Genomic DNA, 22749 nt, shown 5'->3' on the forward strand with positions numbered 1-22749 from the left:
TGACAGAAACAACCATTTCAATATACACTAATGAAATGTATATTCTCGAAATATGCAAAAATGAATATTAGATTTAGGAAAGATAAAAATGATAACAAATAACTCTATAATTAGAATAATTAGAAATTCTAGAGGGATATCACAGAAAGAATTAGGTGACTTAATTGGATCACAATCCATGATTTCTAGAATAGAGAATAACCAAACATCTCCCACAGATTATAATTTACAAAAAATATGTAATATATTGAATATACCCATTGATGATTATTTTAATGCGGTATTTGGTAAAAAAAAACAGCTTATCAGTAATCAAATCAAAATTAGAACAAGCATACTACAAGCAAGATAAAACAACTTTACAACAGATCTCTGATTCAACTCAAGCCATATCTGCTAACCATTTAGATAATATTTCATTGCGTCATTGTTTTTTAATGGCACAATCAACACTTTATCATTTGGACTTCAAATTAGCCACAATGCCTGTCCAAACTGAACTCAAAGATTATTTTTTTTGTATTGATCATTGGCAATATTATGACCTTTGCTTGCTTTTTTTCGTCGCTAATATGATAAACGTTGAGAATATGAAACCTTATATTAACGATATTATTGATCAATATCTGCAACAAGACATGTCTGATACTACTTCTCATATGGTAGCACCAGTGATAATTGCTATTTTAGAAGCAGCTATTATGCAAAATAAATCTGCTATGACTAACAAATTGTTAGAAAAGATTGATTTGGTTAAATTTCACGACCAAGACTTTGAGTTTCAAACATATTTATTGTTTTGACAAGGTATCTCTGAAAAAAATATGAAAAAAATTCATGATGCCTACCATATTACAAAGTGTCTTCATATCACCCATACACTCAATATCTTCAATCATATATTAGAGTATTATCATATTAAAAAACATGATTTATTGTAACTTAGCCTAATGTATTATTATATAAAAAGTCACCCGGAGTCGTTTAAAACGACTCCGGGTGACTTTTTATATAATTATGAACAACGGCATTTTTATGTCTGCTTGGCTGCTCTTATTAATGTCCTAAGGTCCATCCACCGTCAATGGGAATCACAACACCATTGATATAATCTGCTTGTGGACTTGTTAAAAATAATGTTAAATCAGCTACTTCTTGTGCAGTGGCCCAACGTTTTGCCGGTGTTTGTTCAGCCACTTTTTTAGCCATTAGACCTTCACCCATAAAATCAGCAGCATTCATTGGTGTATCAATTGCACCTGGTGCAATTGCATTAACATGTAACCCATATTTGGCATAGTCAAAAGCTAACTGCTTAGTATATCCAATAATTGCATGCTTACTAGCAGTGTAAGCGACACCGCCACCACCAGCAGTGAAACCAGCAATAGAAGCCATATTAATAATATGGCCCTGCCGCCTTTTAAGCATTTTTGGCAATATTATATTACTTAATATGAACATAGGTGTTAAATTAGTATCTAATACTTGTTGCCAATCAGATAGTTTTGTCTCAAGTGAAGTTTTATAACCATCCAACATTCCCGCGGTATTCAATAAAATATCTACATCACACATTTCACTTATCGTTTGCACAAGTTTCGTCAAATCAGCATGATGACTTAAATCAATTCGATATGAATGTAAATGTGGATGTTGAAAGGGTATTTTCTGATTATCTAAAGCATAGATAACTGCACCAGCATCCAGATAAGTATGTAACTGGCAAAGACCTATACCAGATGCAGCTCCGGTTATCAAAATATTTTTATTTGTATAAGTTTGTTCAATCATTATTTTGACAAATCAACCACTTTACTTAAAGCATAAATAACCACACCACCAACAATTAATGAGACAATCTCACCCGGTACAAGGGTAATATAGTACGCTACCCATTGCGCAAGGATACCACCTTTGGATCCGGACGGAAATGCACCGCTAGCACCAATGCTAAACGCAAAAGTAAATTCAGCTGCTAATATTGCCATCCCTATTGTAGCAACTACCACCGAACTAATTATGATTTTCAAGACAGCACTATTAACACGACGAGTTAATAGGTAAGTTATCCCAGTCATAATAAGCGTACCCAATGTGCCAAATACCCAATCAATCCAACCTAGTGGCGACACTAAATTAGCAATAAAGACACCGAGCCCAACAGCTAATATGTAACGCTTATTCCAAGCAGCTAAATGATTTAGTCCTTCTGAAACACGTAATTGTACAGGACCAAAAGCGACAGGTTGAATTGCAAAAGTAATCACTGCATAAATAGCAGCCACCACGGCTACCATAGTAATATTACGCGTTTTCGTGCTATTTTTAGTTGATAAAGTTTCTTCCACAGTAAAAATCTCCTAGTTTTTTTAAGCGGGATGGTTGATGAACCGCCAGATATGTTAGTACAAAATGAAACAGTAGAAATATATTATTTCAAATATCTATATATATTAAATATTAATCATTAATTGTTCCCATCATCCATAAAATCCTTTAATTGCTTTGAACGACTTGGATGACGTAATTTACGAAGTGCTTTTGCCTCAATTTGACGAATACGTTCACGTGTCACACCAAATACTCGACCAACTTCTTCAAGTGTTCGTGTACGCCCATCTTCCAAACCAAAGCGCAAACGTAAAACATTCTCTTCTCGATCAGTCAAAGTTTCTAATACTGATTCCAACTGCTCACGTAACATTTCATAGGCTGCTGAATCCGCTGGTGAAATAGCTTCATTGTCTTCAATAAAATCACCTAAATGTGAGTCATCCTCTTCTCCAATAGGCGTTTCCAGAGAAACAGGCTCTTGAGCAATTTTAAGAATTTCTCGCACTTTATCAGGGGTCAAATCCATTTCCGCCCCAATTTCTTCAGGCAATGGTTCACGACCCAAATCTTGCAACAATTGACGTTGGATACGAATTAATTTATTAATTGTTTCGACCATATGAACTGGAATTCGAATTGTACGCGCCTGATCAGCAATTGCACGAGTAATAGCTTGACGTATCCACCATGTAGCATAGGTTGAGAACTTAAATCCTTTGGTATAGTCAAACTTATCTACGGCCTTCATTAGCCCCATATTACCTTCTTGAATTAAATCCAAAAACTGCATGCCACGGCCAACATAGCGCTTAGCAATTGAGACAACTAACCGTAGGTTAGCCTCTGCTAATTCTTGTTTGGCTTCAGCATCACCATCTTCAATACGTTTGGCAATATTAATTTCTTCATCACCCTTTAACAGGTTAACACGACCAATTTCTTTAAGGTACATACGAACTGGGTCATTAATTTTAATCCCAGCTGGTGTTTCTCCGGCTTGATCCAATTCTTCTTTTGAAGGTTTGTTTTGCTTAGCTTTCAAAACTTCAGGCGCTGGCTCACCCTTTTCATCAACAATTGCAATACCAGAATCTTCAACCTTTTCCATCAAACGCTCAATATTTTCACCATCTAGGTTAAACGGTTCTGCTAAGCGTTTAGATAAATCTGCATACGTAATTGATTTAGCTGGCTTGTATTCAGTAATAAGACTTTTAACAGCCTTATCATACTCAGGATTTTTAATAATCCCTGATTTTTTAGCAACTTTTGGCTTTGAAGCTTTTCCTGCCGCTGCTGCTTCTTCAGGTGTCTTACCTTGAGCCAATGCCAAAAGTTCAGCCTTCTTAGCACGACTATTGTATGAAATATGGTTTGCATCTAAATAATCTTTTATGTCTGCAATTCTGCTTGAAATCGAAATAGTTGCCATGTATTGTTTTCTCCCATGTTAAGCGTATGTTTCAAAAACCGAATAATGAAAACACCGCGTGCTTATAATTGTTGCTTCTTAATATTAATTAATTCTGTTGTGAGTTGTAACAATTTTTGATTATCTTGCTGCTGCGTAGCTAAACTAATTAATTGTTTTAGCTCACGAATTTTAGCATCTACTGGTGCTTCTTGCATTATAATATGTAAATAATCATTAATTGCTTCTTTTTCAATAGACAGATCACCATATACACGGTCGATCGCCATAATTTTTTGATTTAAATCTGGTTTTTGAATGAAATCCATATACTGCGCTAAATTAAACTCTCCAGAGTATTGGTTTTGATATATGTTAGTCAACATCATTAATAGTTGATAGTCTGGATGCACAAACGCAAACCCTTGGGTCTCTATCACCTGAGCCATTACTTGTGGTGACTTGATCATTGCCATAATTAACGCGCGTTCAGCCTGTTCTACCTGTGTAATATTGCGATTAATATTGTTTTGTATCGCTATGCCATTACTAGATTGATCAATTGACACGTTATCATATACAGGTTGTGACTTAACAAAGTGTTGCGGGCTATTATTAGCTTCAGATTTGTTGGTCTGTTCTAATTGCGCCTGCAAAGCAGATTTCGCTGTACCAAACTCATTAGCTATACGCGTGAGTTGAATATCTTGCTCGACAGGCGTTGCCTGCTTTAAAAGCTGCATGACTTCTTGTAAAAAAGCTAAGTATTGTGCTTGATTACTTAAATTTTTTCCAACACGTGAAACACTAATTAAAAATTCAACTGGTGTTTGAATGTTTTGATGAAGCGCTTGTTTCAGCGTTGACAGCCCTTGCTGCAATCTCACTTCATCAGGATCTAACTTATCAGGTAAGTGAACAACACCAATCTCAATATCTTTAGTATTCTCCTGAATCAACGTAATTGAACGTTGAGCCGCTCGTTGTCCAGCTTCATCGCCATCATAAACCAATAAAACACGATTAGCTATGCGCACTAAATGCTGCACGTGTTCCTTCGTAAGAGCAGTTCCCATTGTTGCCACAGCATTTTCTTCGGCAGCCATGCTAGCCGAAATAACATCCATAAATCCTTCAAAAATCATGACTGTGTTTGTTTGGCGAATCACATTTTTTGCAAGATCAAAATTATATAACAACTTACTTTTTGTAAAAAATGGACTTTCGGGGCTGTTCATATATTTGATTTTGTTATTATTATCCAATGCTCGACCGGAAAAACCAACAACTTGTCCACGATCTGATTTAATTGGCCACACAATTCTACCAGCAAATCGATCGCGCATCTCACCTTGATCATTAGTAATAAACAATTCAGATGCGTGCATTAATTCATGGGCAAGATTTTGGTCTTTAGCATAGCCTAATAGTGCGTTGTCTTCTGGTACAAAACCAATACCAAATTTTTTGATTATTTCATCATCTAATTGTCTGGTGTCATGCAAATAACTTAGTGCTTGTTCGCCAGACGTTGTGTTGAGTAAAATATGCTGATATAACCTCTGTGCTGCCGTATACAATTGATAAATACCTTGTGTCGTGTTATCAACTGGATGCACCACACTTGCCGAAATACTGCTGTCAATTGGTAAATCAATACTTTCAGCTAAAGACAGAATGGCTTCAGGGTATGTCAATCCCTCTTTTTCCATGATAAAGGAGAAGACCGAACCTGATCGACCACAAGAAAAGCAATTGAATACTTGTTTATTCTCCTCAACAAACAATGACGGGTGCTTATCATCATGAAATGGACAAGATCCAGTCCACTGTCGACCGCGTTTAACGAGGTTAGTATACTCACCGATAACATCAACAATATTTACTTTTTGACGGACTTCAGCAATGAAATTTTCAGGAATACGACTTGCCATAGACCACCTTTCAAGACAACAAAAGTCGCAAACTACAGTCTGCGACATATTATTTAACTATACACAGTATATATCGAACATACGGTTTTGTCAAGAGCCCAAAAGTGGATAAAAAACTGTTATAACAGCTTTTCTATTTTTCGTATTCGGGATTATGTTAACCAAGAACAAATCATCAACTGGTTCTTGTTTGCCGTAAGCGTCGATATTTATCCAACTCTGTCACAATTAATACTATCAAGCCACTAATTAAAACTATCAAGCCACTAATTAAAACTATCGCCCAGTGATTGAATGATAGTCCAGCAGTTGTGAACACACTTTGCATAAATGGCACATACGTGAAGATGAGCTGCAGAATGATCATTGCACCAATAGCCACAAAAGCCATCGGATTTGTCCAAAAGGCGCGACTAATAGCTAATTTTGATGTTCTTATATTGAAAAGATAAAATATCTTACCAAAAATAATTACATTAACTGCCATCGTACTAGCAACGGCAAAGCCCGTAACAGAGTTAACAGTTTCAAAAACAACTAATGAAACTGCTGCAATTATGGCACTGACATAAACCATTTGAAAAACATCATAACGGCTCATTAGCTTTGCAGAGGTTTTTCGAGGTGGACGAGACATAATATCATCCTCTGCAGGTTCGAAAATAAAAGCTAATTGGAGAGTTAGTGCCGACACCATATTAATCCATAATAACTGTGTTGCGGTTAATGGCATTGGCTGTTGTAATAAGATACTAAAGACAACAATTAACCCTTCAGCAAAACTAGTTGGTAATAAATACAAGATTGTTTTACGTATGTTATCGTAAAGACGACGTCCTTGCGAAATGGCCACCTGAATTGTTGAAAAGTCATCATTGGCTAAGACCATATCTGCAGAATCTTTAGCCACATCAGTCCCTTTAATACCCATGGCAACACCAATATCGGCACGCTTTAAAGCAGGTGCATCATTTACGCCATCACCTGTCATTGCAGTAACTAAACCGTTAGCTTGATACGCTTCAATAATTCTTAGTTTATCTTGCGGAGTTGTTCGAGCAAAAACATCATATTGTGTAACAATTGCAGCTAATTCAGAATTTGACATCTGTTCAATTTCTGCACCTGTTAAAGCATGAAGTTCATCAGCTAAATTCAACTGTTGCCCGATTGCTTTAGCAGTGTCAACACTATCACCTGTAATCATTTTAACTCGAATACCAGCTTGACGCATATCTGTAATCGCATCAACAACTTCTGGCCTAGGGGGATCAATAATTGCGGCTAGTCCCAATAATTCTACATGATACTTGGTTAAAATATCATGTGTTACAGTATCCTCTGTTGCAGGAACGTCAATATAACCAACAGCAATCACTCGTTTGCCAGTTTTAGCAAACTGAGCTGTCAAATCTGACCAATAGCTACGGTCAAAATCATTGTGACCTTCAGCTAGTTCAAATATTTTATCTGGAGCACCCTTAATAGCAATAAATCTGTTGTGCTGTTTGTTTTCTACAAGACGTGCAATATAACGATAATCAGAATCAAATGGCATTAAATCAATATTGGTTAATTCAGGCGTTTTTATTCCAAATGCTTTGTAGTAAGTTGATAAGAAAGCGGCATCAGTTGGTTCTCCATTGATTTCCCAAGTACCATCTTCTTGCACCAAAAAAGTGTCATTGGCTTGATGCCCCATAGTTAAAAACATTTCCAACTTTTCATCTTCAGTTGGTGAAACAGCCTGTCCATTCAGTAAAATATTACCTTCTGGTTCATATCCTATTCCAGTTACAGTATAGTGATTATTATCGATGACAATATCTTGAATCGTCATCTCGTTTTTAGTCAGAGTACCTGTCTTATCAGAAGCTATGATATCTACAGCTCCCAAAGTTTCAGCCGCAGGCAAAGTTTTAACAATGGCATTTTTCTGTGTTAATTTTTGAACACCAGTTGCTAAAATAATTGACGTTGCAGCAGGTAACCCTTCTGGCATAGAACCTACAATCATGGCAATGATTGCCATAATTAACGTAGGTAGCTCATATATCTGCAAAAACCAACCTAGTCCAAACATAACTACCGCAACAATAACAATTAACCATGAAATGCCACGACCAAGGCCATCCAGCTCTTTAGTCAAAGGTGATTTATTCCCTGAAACATCAGCGACACTTTGAGAAATTTGACCAATTTGTGTTTGCAAACCTGTCATCACAACAATACCTGTTGCACTACCATTAGTCACTGCAGTTGAAGAATATGCCATGTTACTACGTTCAGCTAGTGGAATTCTACCCTCTAATACAAGATCATCTTTTAAAACTGAATCTGCTTCTCCTGTTAATGATGATTCTTGAATGCGAAGATTATCTGCATCAATAATACGTAAATCGGCAGGTACGTGGTCACCTGCTTCCAAATAAACAAGGTCCCCCGGAACTAACTCACGTGCAGGTATATCAAACCGTGTCCCTTGTCGAATCACAGTCGCATCGACAGACAACATATTTTTAATTTTGTCCAAAGCATTACTGGCATTCACTTCTTGAAAATACCCAATCAACGCGTTAATTATGACAACCAAACCAATAACAATAGAATCAGAGTAATGTTGCATTAAAAGTGTTAATAAAGCTGCTGCCAACAAAATGTAAACGATAATATTATTAAACTGACGTAAAAAGACAACCCATTTAGGTACTGATTTCAACGTAACTTCGTTATACCCATATGTTTGTACACGCTTTGCTACTTGCTCTTCATCAAGTCCTTCAGGATAATTTACCTGAAGATCCTCAATCACTTGCTCTGTATCTTGGTTATGAAAAGGTGGTACAGTCGATAACGGTACGTCATCCGATTCATTTACTTTTGTATCCATTAATCAATAAACTCCTTAAGAGAAATCATTTCTTTGCGTCTTGCTATTTAAGGTTGGCCGCTACATTAATTCAATGTAGTTAGTCAGTTTCCCACGCAGATGCGCCGCTACTCCCGCAAGGTATTAATTAGTCGAATAAAATGTGACTTAGTCTTAAACTTCTAATTATAATTATATCATGTTCTCAATTTCTATTCAATTTTGAACGACATACCTTGATGTGATAACAATAATAAAACTGACAAACATTTAGCTCATGACAAATATAAATCTTTAATTGGCGCAAAAGTTCGGCGATGAATTGGTGTAATACCTAACTTCTTAAGACCATCCAAGTGTTCCCGCGTACCATAACCAGCATTTCTAGAAAAGCCATATCCTGGATATTGTACATCATATTCAGCCATCAACCGATCTCGTGTCACTTTAGCAATAATACTAGCAGCCCCAATTGAATTACTAATAGCATCACCTTTAATCAGTGAGATCTGTGGTAGATCCAACTTTAGTTGCATCGCATCAACCAATAGATATTCAGGTTCTGGTGCTAATTCTTCTACAGCGAGTGTCATAGCCTGCCGAGCAGCTTCATAAATATTAATTTTATCAATTGTTTTGGCATCAACTACACCGATGCCAATTGAAATGGCCTGTGAAATAATAATATCATAAAGTGAATGACGTTTTTTTGCCGATAATTGCTTTGAATCAATCACCTCATATGCTTGAAAATCATGTGGTAAAATAACTGCAGCAGCAATTACTGGCCCTGCTAACGGTCCACGGCCAACCTCATCAATACCAGCAATATGTGAAAAACCTTGATCCCAATAGGTTCGTTCAATATCAAATCTATGTTGAAAATCTGCACGTTCTTTATCACGCTGCAACCGATTATTATGCCAGATTTTTAAAGCAGCTTGCACCCCAGCGCGTGGGTCATTTTGCCACGCGATTAGCCGACTGTCATTCAGGTCAGTTATTTTTTTTAACATTGACTTAATATCAGCAACTGTCTCAGACATCTTTATCCTCAAGTATATCCAATGTAAATGAACCTAGTTTTCCTTTTCTCAAATCAATGAGGATTCGTTCACTAGCTTTATCATAATCATCTTTAAAACCAAGTTTTTCAGTGATAGCCAACAAAATTTGCACATTATCTTCATCAAAAATTTCAGTTGTTAAATGATAACGATCAATAATGGCCTTTGGACGATAATTACGAAAAAAAGCAATTAAAAATAATGCGGCATCGTCTTTCGCAAAAATGGTGTCTTTCACCGCACCAGTCAATGCCAGTTTCATTCCAATGCTCTGATCCTCGAACTTGGGCCATAAAACACCTGGAGAATCAAGTAATTCTAACTTTGTTGGTGTCTTTAACCAAGCCACTTTCTTAGTCACACCAGGCCTGTCCGCCGTTGGTGCCACGTTTTTCATCACGAGATGATTAAGCAGAGTGGACTTTCCAACGTTTGGTATACCACTAATCATGGCACGAATTGGCTGGTCATGGATGCCACGTGCTAATTGTGCTTCTTTCTTTGATACCACTGCTCGTCGCGCGGCCTTGGTAACCAACTGCGGTGTTTTAGGATCTCTTGTATCTAATACTAAAACTGTATGACCTTCTGACTCAAAATAAGCTTTCCATAGTCGTGTTTGATCTGGATCAGCTAAATCTGCTTTCGTCATAATGAGCAGCCGTGGTTTTGATCCAATAAGTTTATCAACCTCTGGATTACGAGAACTGGATGGTATACGAGCATCCACCAGCTCAAAGACTACGTCAACAAGTCTGAGGTTTTCTCGCATCAAACGGAAAGCTTTTGCCATGTGACCTGGAAACCACTGAATAATTTGTGCCATAGTTATCACCCTTTAACACTAGCAATAGTGCTAGCATTCTCCTATCTATCAGCTTGGTATATATCCCAAGCCTTATCAAATGTTGTCATGGAAATTAAATATGTTGTATTTTCTTCCAAATAATTGGAAATGTCATCAAAATTAGTACTTTGTTTTGGAAAAGCAGAATCCAAAAACGCATTATTTGCAAATTGCTGTATTTCATTAGCTGAAACGGTGTTGCGATTGGTCATTAACCAATTATAAAATGAACGGTCACTTTTTATCATTAGCCAATCCTCCTTGAAATACGAATTTATCAGCTGCCATATCAATTTGCTGCGCCCGAAAGCGCATACCTTGAGTAACTGGCAGCTCACTCATATTAATGTAAATTTGCTTTTTCTTTGGGTTAATTGAAACAAATTTTGGCGCATCATAACTTGATTTAACATATTGCATCACTGTTGTAATTGGTAAAGGTAAATCACCAATAGCTAATTTTTTCGCTGTTAAAATAATATTCCCGTTTTTGGTAACTTCAGGCGTTAATGACATACCAAAAGTAAATTTATCGCCAAGAAACTTCGTAGTCCCATACATCATAATATTATCTTCTACTCGAAAAGAATAGCCATTATCATTAGATTCACTCAAATAATAAGCTACTAACGCATTAATTTGTCGTTTATTTAATGAAACGTCAAACGTTGCTTCAGATTTAGCAATTTTTGATACTGTGTCAGTTTCATTGACTGGTTGTGAAGCTGATTTAAATAGTAATACAGTACCTATTACAAGCACAATCACTAATGTCCAGAAGGCCCAAAACCACGGAGATACATGCTTTTTTGGTGCTGTGCGTTTCTTTATTGTTTCATCAGCCATTGATTTTGCTCCCTTCTCATGACTTTGAACAACGCATTGGTCATATAATTATAACCCGTATTATTAGGATGATAATTATCAGTTGAACTAATCCACTGATTGTTAGTTACCACTTCACCTGTCAATGCAGAAGTTGCCGCCTGTTGCTGACTTTTAGCACTTGTCTGTTTTTGTGCTTGATTACTAAGCGTTGTCTGTGCTGATTTTGTTTTATACTGCCCAAATGTCAAATCAAATGTGCTGACATAGTAACTATTCTTATCTTTTTGAGACAATTTATAATTAACAGCATTGAATAATTTAACATCTGAATTCAAATCAGTTCGGTTAGGAAAATGAACAAAAAGCGGATTATAGTTGCCAAAAATAAAAATCGGCACATTACGATTATACTGTCGAATATTTTGAAATAACGCAGTCAATTGTTTCTCATATTTAGTCTGACCAGCTTTGACAGCTTGTGTCAATTGCCCACGGGTTTTAACAAAGGCATTTTCCAATAACAATTGTTGTAAATCATTGCCCCCTGATGTTAGTACAATGACATTGGCTTGCTTAATTTTTTCTTGAAAATCCGACTGATTTTTTAAACGTTGTTGAATTTGATCAGAACGATCGCCTGCCTTCCCAAAGTTAGACATGCTTACCGGTATTTTGTACTGCTCATTGATTTTTTTTGAAATTCTGCCTGAATAACCGTGAAGATTATTATTATCGCCAACACCTTCAGTCAGTGAATCTCCTAATGCGACCAAATTAATGTGTTTAACTTGTTGTTTCGTTTTGTGATTGCTACGTGCATTTTGAGTTTGCGTTTGTAAAGTGTGCACGCCAAAAACAACCGCACCAAGAGCGATTATCATTGCTATAAAACTGACGACAACTTTTTTCATCCGAATACTCCAAAAAATAGACTTATTCTATTATAACAAAAAATGTCATCTACCGCTGGATGTTCCTAACCTTAATTCCGGTTTCAAAAGAAAAAGGTAATCACATTGGATTACCTGCTCCTAAATTGATTTCTTTTGCCCGAGTTCGATAATTTTCAAAATTGTGTCAGTTGCTTGCGACATCACTTGTGTTGATATATATTCGAAACGCCCGTGCATATTTTCGCCACCAGCAAAAATATTAGGTGTTGGTAACCCAAGAAATGTAATTTTTGAACCATCTGTACCGCCACGCACTGGCTCAATTATCGGCTTGATATTTAATGCTAACATGGCCTGTTCTGCTAATTCAACAGCACGCATATCATCCTTTAAAATTTCACCCATATTGTAATACTGATCTTTCAATGTTACTAAAACACGTTGTTCCCCAAAATACTGGTTCAAACTGTCAGCAATATCAAATAGTTTTTGTTTGCGCACCTCAAATTTAGTACGATCATGATCTCGTACAATGTACCGCATTTGTGCTTCCTCAGGTGTCCCTTTGATATCCATCAAGTGCCAAAAACCTTCGCGACCTGAAGTATGTTCTGGACGGTCATTTTCCGGTAATTGTGCATGGAAATCAAATGCAACTTGAATTGCGTTAACCATTGTGTCCTTAGCAGTACCAGGATGAACATTGCGACCTTGAATATTAATCGTAGTACTAGCTGCTGAAAATGTTTCCCATTCAAGTTCTCCAGCTGGGCCACCATCAATTGTGTATGCAAAATCAGCTCCAAAAGCTTTTGTGTCAAAGTTATCAGCACCAATACCTATTTCTTCATCAGGACCAAAAGCAAATCTGATATCACCATGCTTAACCTCTGGATGTTGAACCAAATATTGGGCAGCTGTAATAATTTCAGCCACACCAGCTTTGTCATCTGCGCCAAGCAATGTTGTACCATCAGTTGTAATCAATGTATGACCCTGATATCTTTTTAAACTTGGAAATTCAGCAGGATTTAACGTATACCCACTATGACCTAACTGAATGGTTGATTGACCATCATAATTGTCAATCATTTGAGGCTTAATGTCTGCCCCATTAAAATCTGCTGTGTCCACATGTGAAATAAATCCAATGGTTGGTACATTATCGTCATCACTATTTTTTGATAATTCGGCAAATACATAACCATCCGGCATAGTACGTACGTTTTCTAAACCAATACTTTTTAATTCTTCTGTTAAGTTAGCTAAAAAAGCAATTTCTTTAGGAGATGATGGTACGCTAGTTGAATTTTCATCAGACTGTGTATCCACGGCAACATATTTCAAAAATCGTTTGACAAGTTCTGGATATTTTTCTGTCATGTTATTGTGTATGATTGCGCTCAATTAGGCCAATCACAATTCCTTTCAATATTTAATCGATCAAACATAATGCCATTTCAAATCTTAAATATAAGTATAGGGGTCGGTATTCGTGTTAGTTGGAGAGACTAATAAAGCATCCCCAAACCAATCATGCACCTTTACAGCCATTTGCGCATTTGCTATGGCTTCCATATGATGATCTGGATCTATGACAACAAAATCTGCCGCTAAAATGTCGTGCCCAATATGATAATAAATATCAGCGGTCACATAGGCATCAGCACCTGCAGCTTGGGCGACTGCCCACCATTTGCCACCATCACCACCAAGCACTGCAATTTTTTTTATTGGTCGATTAAGATCTTTAGCGATCACACGAACAGCTTTTACATGAAATAAGTCACGCAACCGTGCTGCATAATCTTTCACACTAACAGTTTTGGGCAACTCACCAATACGGCCCAATCCAGTTTCACCATCGGCATTAGGTTCAAGTGGTTGGGTATTTTGTAAACCAATTGCTTGAGCAAGCCAATCGTTCATGCCACCTTTTGCACTATCCAAATTCGTATGTGATGCATAAACAACAATATGGTGTTGCAGTAAATCAGCATACATTTTATTTTGTGGGTTAGTCAAGTCAAGATTTTTGGCTGGAAAAAACATCACTTCATGATGTGCCCAAATAAAATCGACCTGGTGATTAATCGCTTCTTGAACAACTTCCGGGCGCACATCTAACACCGTCATCACCCGCTTAATCACTTGGTTTGGATCACCAATTTGCAGACCAGTTGGATCTCCTGCTTCCGCAAGCTGTTTGGGAGCGAATTGTTCAATTTTTGTTATTAGATCTTGTGCTTTAATCATGATAATACCTGTTTAATTTCATTGTAGCGTACCTGCCAATCGCGATAGGCTTTTGTGTCCATTTTATTTGCAGCTTCCAACTGTGCAAAAATAACTTGAATACGATCAGATTCTTTTTGCCATTTCGCGATGAATGTTGCTGACTGTTCAACACGAAGATATGGACCAAAATTCAAATCCATATGTGATAATTGTTGTGAACCCAACGTGGCCAAAATAACCTCATAAAAATGATTGTCTTCTTGTGTCACGCTTTCAGCCTTAATTTGATAACCATGTTCATTTAACCAATTTCGGACAACAACTTCATCAGTATTAGCTTGTAAGATTAATGTTTCAAATACCTGGTGGCGATCAAACGCCGCTGTCAATATATCACTGATTAAAATACCACCCATACCAGCAATTGTAACTGTGTCAATATGATCATCCTCATAAACAGCGGAGAGCCCACCAGCTAGGCGTGCTTCTGCTTGTCCTAATAAATCACGACGTTTTAGCTCATGAGTTGCGTTATCAAAAGGTCCTTGAGCAACCTCGCCGGCCACTGCATATGTAATATGGTGCTTCATTAATAGGTAAGCTGGTAGGTACGCATGGTCAGAACCAATATCTGCTAATCGTGCATCACTCGGTACGAAGTCAGCCACAGCTTGCAAGCGTGGCGAAAGATGTATACTATTCATAATCAAAATCCTTTAATATTAGTATATCATGTCAACATTATAAAAATGTGCTAAACATGTCATTAACTGTTAGTCCAATACCTGGACGTTGTGGCACATCCATAAAGCCTTTATGAACTGCCAATGCTTCCTCAGTGATATCTGTCTGAAAGTAGTGCTGACTATCTGCTATATCGCCTGCAAAAGCTATGCCTTCTAGACTAGCTAGCGCTAAATCAACACCACGACCGAGATTGCTACTCAACATACCGCCGATCCATGGTCGAATGCCAGAAATTTGTGCCAATTCAATAGCTGCTATGGCAGCTGATATGCCACCAATTTTACCTTGCTTAATCGTTACAGCTCGAGCTGCTTTCAAAGCAACTAAAGTTCGAATATCATTAATATTATTAATACTTTCATCCAAACTTAATAACTGTTTTGTCTGTAATTGAAAATGAGCATGATCTACAAAATCAGTTGCCACAAAAGGTTGCTCAATAAATAATACATTATCCGGTAATTGTTTAAGTAGTTCAACATTGTTTGGCCTGAAGCTACTATTAGCATCTAAAGAAAAATGTTGCTGTGGAAATTGCTCTAACAAGCGGGTTAGTTGCTCAATATGTAAATTATCCGCCTGAATTTTTAGTTTAATGCGCTGATACCCTTCCGAAATAGCTGACCGGATATCACTCGCTGAAACATCTAATCCAAAAGCAATACCCACTGGTACTTTAGTCATGCTACCACCAATCATCTGAGCCAATGATTGGTTGGTTAACTTACCAACTGCATCCCACACCGCCATTTCAATACCTGCTTTGGCAAATGAAGCAAATGGTGTGAGCTGCTGTAAGTAACTGGCAAAATCTGGTGCTGAGTTAAAACTATAGGATTTGAGATACGGTAAAATCATCGTTTCGATGACAGTTCGACTCATTTGCTGATTTTCAGGTGCATATGAGAAATCAGCAAATGATTGTACTTCACCAAAACCACTAGCAACTTGATGGGTTTTCTCATCAAATACTTCTAACTTAATAAGCGTCAATGGACGTTCGAATGTCGTACTATGGGCAGTTTTAAAAGGATGTTTTAATTTGAGAGTAACTGGTTGCATGCTAAATTGCTCAACATGATACATGATTTAATACCTCAATGACTTGTTTAGGTGCTTCAAAATGAACATTATGACCTGCCTGAGCCACTGTAACAACTTTAGCATGTGGTAGTAATTGATTCATGTCACTTGCAATACGACGAAATTTAGTATCTAATGAGCCAACAAGTAATAATGTAGGGCATTTTAACATAACTAAATTCGGCCAAAAATTAGGTTGACTACCAGTTCCCATATATCTTAATGAATTGGCAACATTTTTTGGATGTTGCGATAAGCGCTGTTGTCTTATTGCTACTTGTTGTGTCACAGGCAGATGTTTTTGTGTGTTAAACAACGGTAGTTGTTCCCATTGTTTAACAAATGCTGGAAAATCGTATTCAATTTGTTGTGCCTTTTTTTCATCATTCAAAATACGTTGTTGACGTTCAACAGCGTATTGCAAGCCCGCTGTTGAACTTTCTAAATATAAATTTTTAACTAACTTAGGATATTTGACAGCAAAACCCAGCGCTAAACGACCGCCCATTGAGTATCCTAACAAATTAATATGTGTCCAATTTAATTTTTTAAGAATCAACTGTAAATCTGTTATTTGCGCAAACATATCAAAGCGCTTCGGTTCCTCAACATATGGTGCGCTCGAACCAAACCCTAACAAATCAAGCGTTAAAACTGTTCCTGACAAGTGTTCAACAATTGCATTAAAATCGTGATGCGATCCCATAAAACCATGAAGCAACACCCAGTGCTCTGACGCTTGACTATTAACATGACAAAAAATGTGGTAGTTGTAACCATTAATATTTAAAACTTGTTCATTCATGTGTTACACCCATAAATTGTTGATGGTCCACTACATTTTTAACACGATCTGCTTTAAATTCAATCAATCGTGCGCCAACTACTTCAGTTGATAATACCGTCAATAAATCGTTTCGATCTTCTAATTGAACATAAGGGATGTCATATAAATCCGCAATTTTTGATATATCTAATGTGAGCGGCGTGCCAAATAACGTTTCGAAATACTCATCAGCATGAGACTGTGGCAAAAAAGAAAAGATACCGCCACCATTATTATTAATGACAATAATATCCAATGGTAAACTATACTGTTTGGCCATCATCAGTCCGTTCATATCGTGAAAAAGCGTCAAATCACCGACTAATAAAACACTACGCTGAGTTGTTGTTGCACTCATCCCCAGTGCCGTTGAAATAACACCATCAATGCCATTAGCGCCACGATTAGCATAAATTTTTTGTGTCTTGAGTCCAGTGAATACATCATCCATATCTCGAATAGCCATACTATTAGCAACAAAAATCTGCTGATCGGATGCCACAACTTGATCTAATTCATATGGGACTGATATTTCACCAGTTATTCGACGTGGTACACGATTTAAGTTTTGCCATAACTGATAAAATTCAAAGTCGTTGGTCACCACTACTTGTTTCAGAAAAATAGCCGGCGTTACCGCGATTGCACGCGACACATGGCGTGAGTGGTCGGTACCCGCATGGCTATCAACATGCCAGACCGGAATATTTTCTATTTTCAACCACTGAAGTACACGTGCCGAAACTGGGGTTGCACCAAAACGAATGACCAAATCTGGCTGATAGGCTTCTGTCACCAATTCTGCATTAAGTAGTGCATCTATACCATAAATCGTTGTTTTAGAGCGTGCCCGACTCAATACATCAGCAATAACTGGTATATGATTGATACGAGCAAACTGAGACAATATATCTTGATAATCTTCGCCCTCATTTGGACCAGCCAAGATCAATACACGTGATTGATCTAAACGCATCACTGGAAAATCACTACTATAATTATCAAATACTAATGGTGTTACATTAATCGGTACCTGGTTATCTAATTGCGGCATCAATGGTTTTCGTAATGGTAAATTAACTTGCATTGTCCCCCTTGGTACTATCATAATCTCGTGTACCATCTTTTGTATCATAAAATCGATATATTCTGTCATATCTGGATGCTCATCTTGTAAACTAAACGTCACTGATTTTTTTGTTAGTGAGCCAAAAATATTTTGCTGAGGTAGTGTTTGCGGTGCACCATTGCTTTGCAATTCAGCCGGTCGATCCGTGGACAAAATAATCAAAGGTACATGCGATATACTGGCTTCTGCCACAGCTGGTGCATATTCAGTAATTGCTGTACCAGATGTTCCTAATAATACGACTGGCTCTCGCAGTGTTTTAGCAATACCTAGGGCAAAAAAACCTGCCGATCGCTCGTCAACATCCACGTATAGCTCAACATCTTTGTTATTACGTGCTAGTTCACCTAAGAGCAATGCCACCGGAGTACTACGTGATCCTGGTGATACGACAAAGTGATGAACACCACTCATATATAATGATTTTAATAAATGTTTTGTATTTTTTGTCAGTGCATTTACCGTCATATTGAATAATCCTTTAATAGTTGACGCATGGCTTTTAGTTTGAGTGCCGTTTCCTTGAATTCCTGAGCAGCAGTTGAGTCAGAAACTATACCTGCACCAGCAAATAATGTTGCTTGATGTGACCTTTGATTCACGTGCATTGCACGAATACCAACGACCAGCTCACCACCTTGTTCAGCATCTAAATAACCCATAGGAGAAGCAAAAAGTCCTCGTGGTGTGCGTTCATAATCCTGAATATATGCTAGTGCTTCTTTTTGTGGTACACCCCCAAGTGCTGGCGTTGGATGTAACTGGTTCATCAAATGAACTAAGGTATATTGCGAATCAATTTCCCCAATAATAGGCGTATACAAATGCTGAACCTGCTGAGTTTTTAATAAAATAGGGTCGGCCGGAACAGTTAATTTTTCAGTCATAGCTTGCAATTTCTGTTGGATATTCTCTACCACGTACTGATGCTCCTGCCGATTTTTATGGCTGGCTAATAATAATTTACCTAATGACATATCGTCTTGCTCATTATCGCCACGCTGAATCGTGCCAGCAACCGCCCCTGTTGTCAAATGACCATCTGCTACTTTTATTAAACGTTCTGGTGTCGCTGAAATATAAAATTCATCTTGATGCTTTAATATAAAATGGTAGGTGTTACTCTGTGACGATAACCCTCGAATCAATCGTGATAAATACAGTTTATTGGATAGTTTTAATATTTGTTGACGACCAAAAACTACTTTTTTCAACGTTTGCTTAGACTTCAAAGTCGAAATCAGTTTTTCTGTTCGGTCAGCCCAATCAGTTTCATCATCAACGCTGATTACGCGCACCATCTCTGCTTTCATGTTAGGAATCTGTGCCAACCATGTATCAAAATCAAGACTTTCATCTGATGAAAATGTAATCGTAGTCTGCGTCATTGTAACAGCAATACGTGGTACAAACCAAAAACCATTCATCAAGGTAGAGTTTTTGATTTTCTGTTCATCAAAAGAACGACCACCGAATGCAATATCAGCTTGCAGCAACTCCGCAGTATCAGTTGTTACTGTTGCGCCAAAACCAAATCGTGCCTCGCTCGCATCACGTGTCCTAAAATAAGCACTTGTCTCAAAACTGTCCAGTGCTTCATAAAGTTTCTGCTCGTCTTTATCATTTACAAGACGTGTATAATTATATTGCATAAAATTCAACCTCATAACATGAAAAAGCAACAGGCAGATACCTGTCGCTTTTTCATGTTAAATTTTTAAATCTACTTGGGGTATCCGTTTAAATACTGGCACCAAAACCATTGCCACAATCAACCCCATTACTACTTGTGCAAGGTTACCAATAATAGAAGCAAATCCTGCTGGCCAATTGTATAATAGAGCACCCGCTAAAACATAGCCAACTATCATAATAACTGACCCTAAAATTAAACCAACAGTTTGACTCACAATATGTTTTTTGTAACCAAAATATCCAACAATAAGACCTTCCAAGCCATGTATAATGAGCGAGAAAATCATCCATTGCGGATAACCGGCAAGTAAATCAAGTAATAGACCACTTAACCCTCCGACAATAAGCCCACTGCGAGCGCCTCCAAGTATGGCAGCGATAAATATACCAGCTTCAACCAAGTTTACGAAACCATTTGTAGCTGGGACAGGTATTTTTACAATGTAAGACAAAGCAACATTAAAAGCCACAATTAGCGCTAATACTGTTACTTGCTTTGTATGAAATTTTTGTTCCATCATACACTCCTTCGCGCGCCTTGCCAAACATTACCGACATGAAATGCTTTATTTAAAATAATACCATGTTTAATCCCATGCCAAACAAAATCTTTTGCATCAGCGACGGCTTCTTCAATTACTTGTGCTTGTCCTAAATTCGCTGCAATGCTCGCTGCGAAGGTGCATCCTGCCCCGTTGTTATATAAATGATCAGATACAATTTTGTCTTGTTGGAAAATGTCAAACTTTTGACCATCATATAGCACATCGATGGCTTGGTTCCCAGTGATAGCTATACCACCTTTAACAACAACATGATTAGCACCCAAATCGACAATTTTTTGAGCAGCAAGCTTCATATCATCGATATTTTGGATGACTTGATGCGTTAAAATTTGTGCCTCATTAATATTCGGGGTAACCACAGTTGCTAATGGTATCAGATATTTCTTCAATGCGTCAGCGATTTGCTGAGTATCAACATTAGTTGTTTCCTTAAACACCATCACAGGATCCACAATAACTGGTATATCAACTGCTTTTAAATATTTGGCTACTAGCTCAATCACATGGACATTCGGTAATAAACCAACCTTAATCGCAACAATATCATCTAATGCCAATATAGACTTTAATTGTGATTCAATAACATCATTAGATATAGGGAAAATTTTAAAATCATCCGCTGTGACTGTCACAATAGATGTGATAACACTTAACCCGAAGTAACCATATTCAGTGAAAGTTGCCAAATCAGCTTGAATCCCGCCGCCGGCTAATGAATCTGAACCAGCAATCGTTAAAATTTTATGTGGCATATTTGGGTTATCACTCCTTTACTAATTACTGAGCAGATGCGATGAAGTTAATATGACTACCATCATCAGTAACAGAAGTTACCACAGCATCATTACCACCAGAGGTAATTGACCATGAATAGTAGCGTCCATGTGCTTTGGCCCAAGCAATTGCTTCTGAAATTTTTTTACCTTTTAATTGCGCTGATTCTTGAATGCTATCTTTTTTCTTCGAGTCATCACTACTTGAAGATGATGAGGAAGATTTAGATGACGACGTTGACGCATCACTAGATGACTCACTATTTGAGCTTGCACCATTGGATTCAACAGTTTCATCAACCGTTCGATTGGTTACTTTCTTTTCTGATATTGGTTCACTTGGTTTCGCTGATGATGAGTAACCAACATAAATAAACACACCTAGTGCGATAATAATGATTACAGTGAGTGCTATGAAGAAGTTGCGTATCGGGTGCTTCTTCTGATAAAATCTGGGACGTTGATTTTCATTAGGGGATGTCATAATATACCTCTCAATACATATCATTATATCAAATATATACCGACTTCCGCCAATTGATTTTATGGTAAGATAGAAAGAATGAACTCTTGGAGAAAATGCCTATGATGAAAACTAATTTGGAGCGCATTACCATAAAAGATATTATTATGATTGCCCTTGGTACAGGTATTTATGCTTGGGGATTAATCAACATCAATATTCCAAATGAACTTGCTGAAGGTGGTATTTCTGGTATTACTTTAATCTTACGTGCACTATTTAATTGGAACCCTGCTTACACAAACTTAATTTTAAATATTCCATTAATTATTATCGGCTATCGTATTCTTGGACGAAGATCGCTTATTTATACCTTGTGGGGTATCGCTACACTCTCCTTCTGGTTATATGTGTGGCAAGCTTTCCCAACACCACCGGCTTTACACCACGACATGTTAATTTCTGGTTTACTTGCTGGTTTACTTGCTGGTTTTGGACTTGGTTTAGTCTTTCGTTTTGGTGGTACATCAGGTGGTACAGATGTCGTAGCGCGTATATTAGAGCAAAAATTTGGGATCCAAATCGGCCGCTCGATGTTTATCTTAGATGCCATGGTTTTGTTATTGTCCCTGGTCTATGTTGATTTAGTGAATATGATGTATACATTAATCGCTTCATTTGTTTTCGCCCAAGTCGTTGGTGTTGTGCAGCAAGGTAGTTATACAGCCCGTTCATTTATGATATTTACTGATTATCCTGAAGAAATTTCTCATGCTATTATGGATCAGCTGGAACGTGGTACAAGTTTAATCAAATCTGAGGGTGGCTATTCACACCGTGAACAACGCATTGTTTATGCTGTTGTTGACCCTTCGGAAGTTAATACAGTGCAACACATTATTGAAGAAATTGATGCCAAAGCTTTTGTGTCAATTTTCACCGCACAAGAACAACTAGGTGAAGGTTTCTCTTACTTAAGACCTAAAAAAATGTTTTCTTTCGATAAAAAATAACGGACAAACAATATTGTTTGTCCGTTATTT

General features: G+C 37.4%; 23 protein-coding genes. 3 read left to right on the top strand and 20 right to left on the bottom strand.

Annotation, left to right across the window (positions count from 1 at the left end; all coding sequences use genetic code 11):
* Window positions 1-88 precede the first annotated feature (88 nt).
* Complete coding sequence (locus HNQ98_RS06520) at window positions 89-352, top strand: helix-turn-helix domain-containing protein (RefSeq protein WP_172600969.1); 264 nt, start codon at window positions 89-91, stop codon at window positions 350-352.
* Entirely contained in the window at window positions 276-803 is a 528-nt protein-coding gene (locus tag HNQ98_RS06525; RefSeq protein ID WP_260399557.1) for a transcriptional activator, read from the top strand. The genes HNQ98_RS06520 and HNQ98_RS06525 overlap by 77 nt, the downstream gene beginning before the upstream one ends.
* Before the next feature lie 253 nt (window positions 804-1056).
* Here the strand turns inward: HNQ98_RS06525 and HNQ98_RS06530 are convergent, their stop codons facing one another.
* The 20 genes from HNQ98_RS06530 to HNQ98_RS06625 form a co-directional block, all read right to left on the bottom strand.
* Window positions 1057-1794, bottom strand: coding sequence for a 3-oxoacyl-ACP reductase (locus tag HNQ98_RS06530; RefSeq protein WP_014974280.1), 738 nt, complete (start codon window positions 1792-1794; stop codon window positions 1057-1059).
* Window positions 1794-2300, bottom strand: a complete 507-nt coding sequence (locus HNQ98_RS06535; RefSeq protein WP_221429594.1) for a QueT transporter family protein — start codon at window positions 2298-2300, stop codon at window positions 1794-1796. Before HNQ98_RS06535 ends, HNQ98_RS06530 begins: the two co-directional genes overlap by 1 nt.
* Window positions 2301-2470: 170 nt before the next feature.
* Window positions 2471-3769 carry an RNA polymerase sigma factor RpoD gene (rpoD, locus tag HNQ98_RS06540; protein ID WP_014974278.1) on the bottom strand — a complete coding sequence of 433 codons (1299 nt, stop codon included), beginning with the start codon at window positions 3767-3769 and terminating at the stop codon, window positions 2471-2473.
* A 62-nt stretch (window positions 3770-3831) separates the two neighbouring features.
* Window positions 3832-5682, bottom strand: coding sequence for a DNA primase (gene dnaG, locus HNQ98_RS06545; RefSeq protein ID WP_135197407.1), 1851 nt, complete (start codon window positions 5680-5682; stop codon window positions 3832-3834).
* 175 nt (window positions 5683-5857) lie between these two features.
* Window positions 5858-8572 (bottom strand): HAD-IC family P-type ATPase, encoded by a 2715-nt coding sequence (locus HNQ98_RS06550; RefSeq protein WP_184285022.1) that lies wholly within the window; start codon window positions 8570-8572, stop codon window positions 5858-5860.
* Window positions 8573-8826: 254 nt separating this feature from the next.
* Entirely contained in the window at window positions 8827-9597 is a 771-nt protein-coding gene (gene rnhB / locus HNQ98_RS06555) for a ribonuclease HII (RefSeq protein WP_135197405.1), read from the bottom strand.
* Window positions 9590-10444, bottom strand: a complete 855-nt coding sequence (gene ylqF / locus HNQ98_RS06560; RefSeq protein ID WP_135197404.1) for a ribosome biogenesis GTPase YlqF — start codon at window positions 10442-10444, stop codon at window positions 9590-9592. The genes rnhB and ylqF overlap by 8 nt, the downstream gene beginning before the upstream one ends.
* 41 nt (window positions 10445-10485) lie before the next feature.
* Window positions 10486-10713 (bottom strand): YozE family protein, encoded by a 228-nt coding sequence (locus HNQ98_RS06565; RefSeq protein WP_014974269.1) that lies wholly within the window; start codon window positions 10711-10713, stop codon window positions 10486-10488.
* Window positions 10700-11311: a YpmS family protein gene (locus tag HNQ98_RS06570; RefSeq protein WP_014974268.1), complete on the bottom strand. Its 612-nt coding sequence runs from the start codon at window positions 11309-11311 to the stop codon at window positions 10700-10702. The genes HNQ98_RS06565 and HNQ98_RS06570 overlap by 14 nt, the downstream gene beginning before the upstream one ends.
* Window positions 11293-12204 (bottom strand): GDSL-type esterase/lipase family protein, encoded by a 912-nt coding sequence (locus HNQ98_RS06575; protein ID WP_135197403.1) that lies wholly within the window; start codon window positions 12202-12204, stop codon window positions 11293-11295. The genes HNQ98_RS06570 and HNQ98_RS06575 overlap by 19 nt, the downstream gene beginning before the upstream one ends.
* Before the next feature lie 120 nt (window positions 12205-12324).
* Window positions 12325-13569 (bottom strand): peptidase T, encoded by a 1245-nt coding sequence (gene pepT, locus HNQ98_RS06580; protein WP_184285023.1) that lies wholly within the window; start codon window positions 13567-13569, stop codon window positions 12325-12327.
* 84 nt (window positions 13570-13653) lie between these two features.
* Window positions 13654-14442 carry a Nif3-like dinuclear metal center hexameric protein gene (locus tag HNQ98_RS06585; protein WP_135197401.1) on the bottom strand — a complete coding sequence of 263 codons (789 nt, stop codon included), beginning with the start codon at window positions 14440-14442 and terminating at the stop codon, window positions 13654-13656.
* Window positions 14439-15128, bottom strand: a complete 690-nt coding sequence (locus HNQ98_RS06590; protein ID WP_184285024.1) for a tRNA (adenine(22)-N(1))-methyltransferase — start codon at window positions 15126-15128, stop codon at window positions 14439-14441. The genes HNQ98_RS06585 and HNQ98_RS06590 overlap by 4 nt, the downstream gene beginning before the upstream one ends.
* 37 nt (window positions 15129-15165) lie before the next feature.
* Window positions 15166-16257, bottom strand: coding sequence for an o-succinylbenzoate synthase (menC, locus tag HNQ98_RS06595; protein WP_135197399.1), 1092 nt, complete (start codon window positions 16255-16257; stop codon window positions 15166-15168).
* Window positions 16244-17059, bottom strand: a complete 816-nt coding sequence (menH, locus tag HNQ98_RS06600; RefSeq protein WP_135197398.1) for a 2-succinyl-6-hydroxy-2,4-cyclohexadiene-1-carboxylate synthase — start codon at window positions 17057-17059, stop codon at window positions 16244-16246. Before menH ends, menC begins: the two co-directional genes overlap by 14 nt.
* Window positions 17052-18677, bottom strand: a complete 1626-nt coding sequence (gene menD / locus HNQ98_RS06605) for a 2-succinyl-5-enolpyruvyl-6-hydroxy-3-cyclohexene-1-carboxylic-acid synthase (RefSeq protein ID WP_135197397.1) — start codon at window positions 18675-18677, stop codon at window positions 17052-17054. The genes menH and menD overlap by 8 nt, the downstream gene beginning before the upstream one ends.
* Window positions 18674-19861 (bottom strand): isochorismate synthase, encoded by a 1188-nt coding sequence (locus tag HNQ98_RS06610; protein WP_135197396.1) that lies wholly within the window; start codon window positions 19859-19861, stop codon window positions 18674-18676. Before HNQ98_RS06610 ends, menD begins: the two co-directional genes overlap by 4 nt.
* A gap of 57 nt (window positions 19862-19918) precedes the next feature.
* Complete coding sequence (locus HNQ98_RS06615; protein WP_135197395.1) at window positions 19919-20422, bottom strand: ECF transporter S component; 504 nt, start codon at window positions 20420-20422, stop codon at window positions 19919-19921.
* Entirely contained in the window at window positions 20422-21222 is an 801-nt protein-coding gene (locus HNQ98_RS06620; RefSeq protein WP_135197394.1) for a bifunctional hydroxymethylpyrimidine kinase/phosphomethylpyrimidine kinase, read from the bottom strand. The genes HNQ98_RS06615 and HNQ98_RS06620 overlap by 1 nt, the downstream gene beginning before the upstream one ends.
* Before the next feature lie 25 nt (window positions 21223-21247).
* Entirely contained in the window at window positions 21248-21727 is a 480-nt protein-coding gene (locus HNQ98_RS06625; RefSeq protein ID WP_135197393.1) for a hypothetical protein, read from the bottom strand.
* Between the two features lie 101 nt (window positions 21728-21828).
* Here HNQ98_RS06625 and HNQ98_RS06630 point away from each other — a divergent pair, with 101 nt between their 5' ends.
* A complete protein-coding gene (locus HNQ98_RS06630) occupies window positions 21829-22719 on the top strand; it encodes a YitT family protein (RefSeq protein ID WP_014974256.1) in 891 nt (296 codons plus the stop codon).
* Window positions 22720-22749 lie beyond the last annotated feature (30 nt).

The organism is Leuconostoc carnosum (assembly GCF_014207505.1).
GTDB classification, from domain to species: Bacteria; Bacillota; Bacilli; order Lactobacillales; family Lactobacillaceae; genus Leuconostoc; species Leuconostoc carnosum.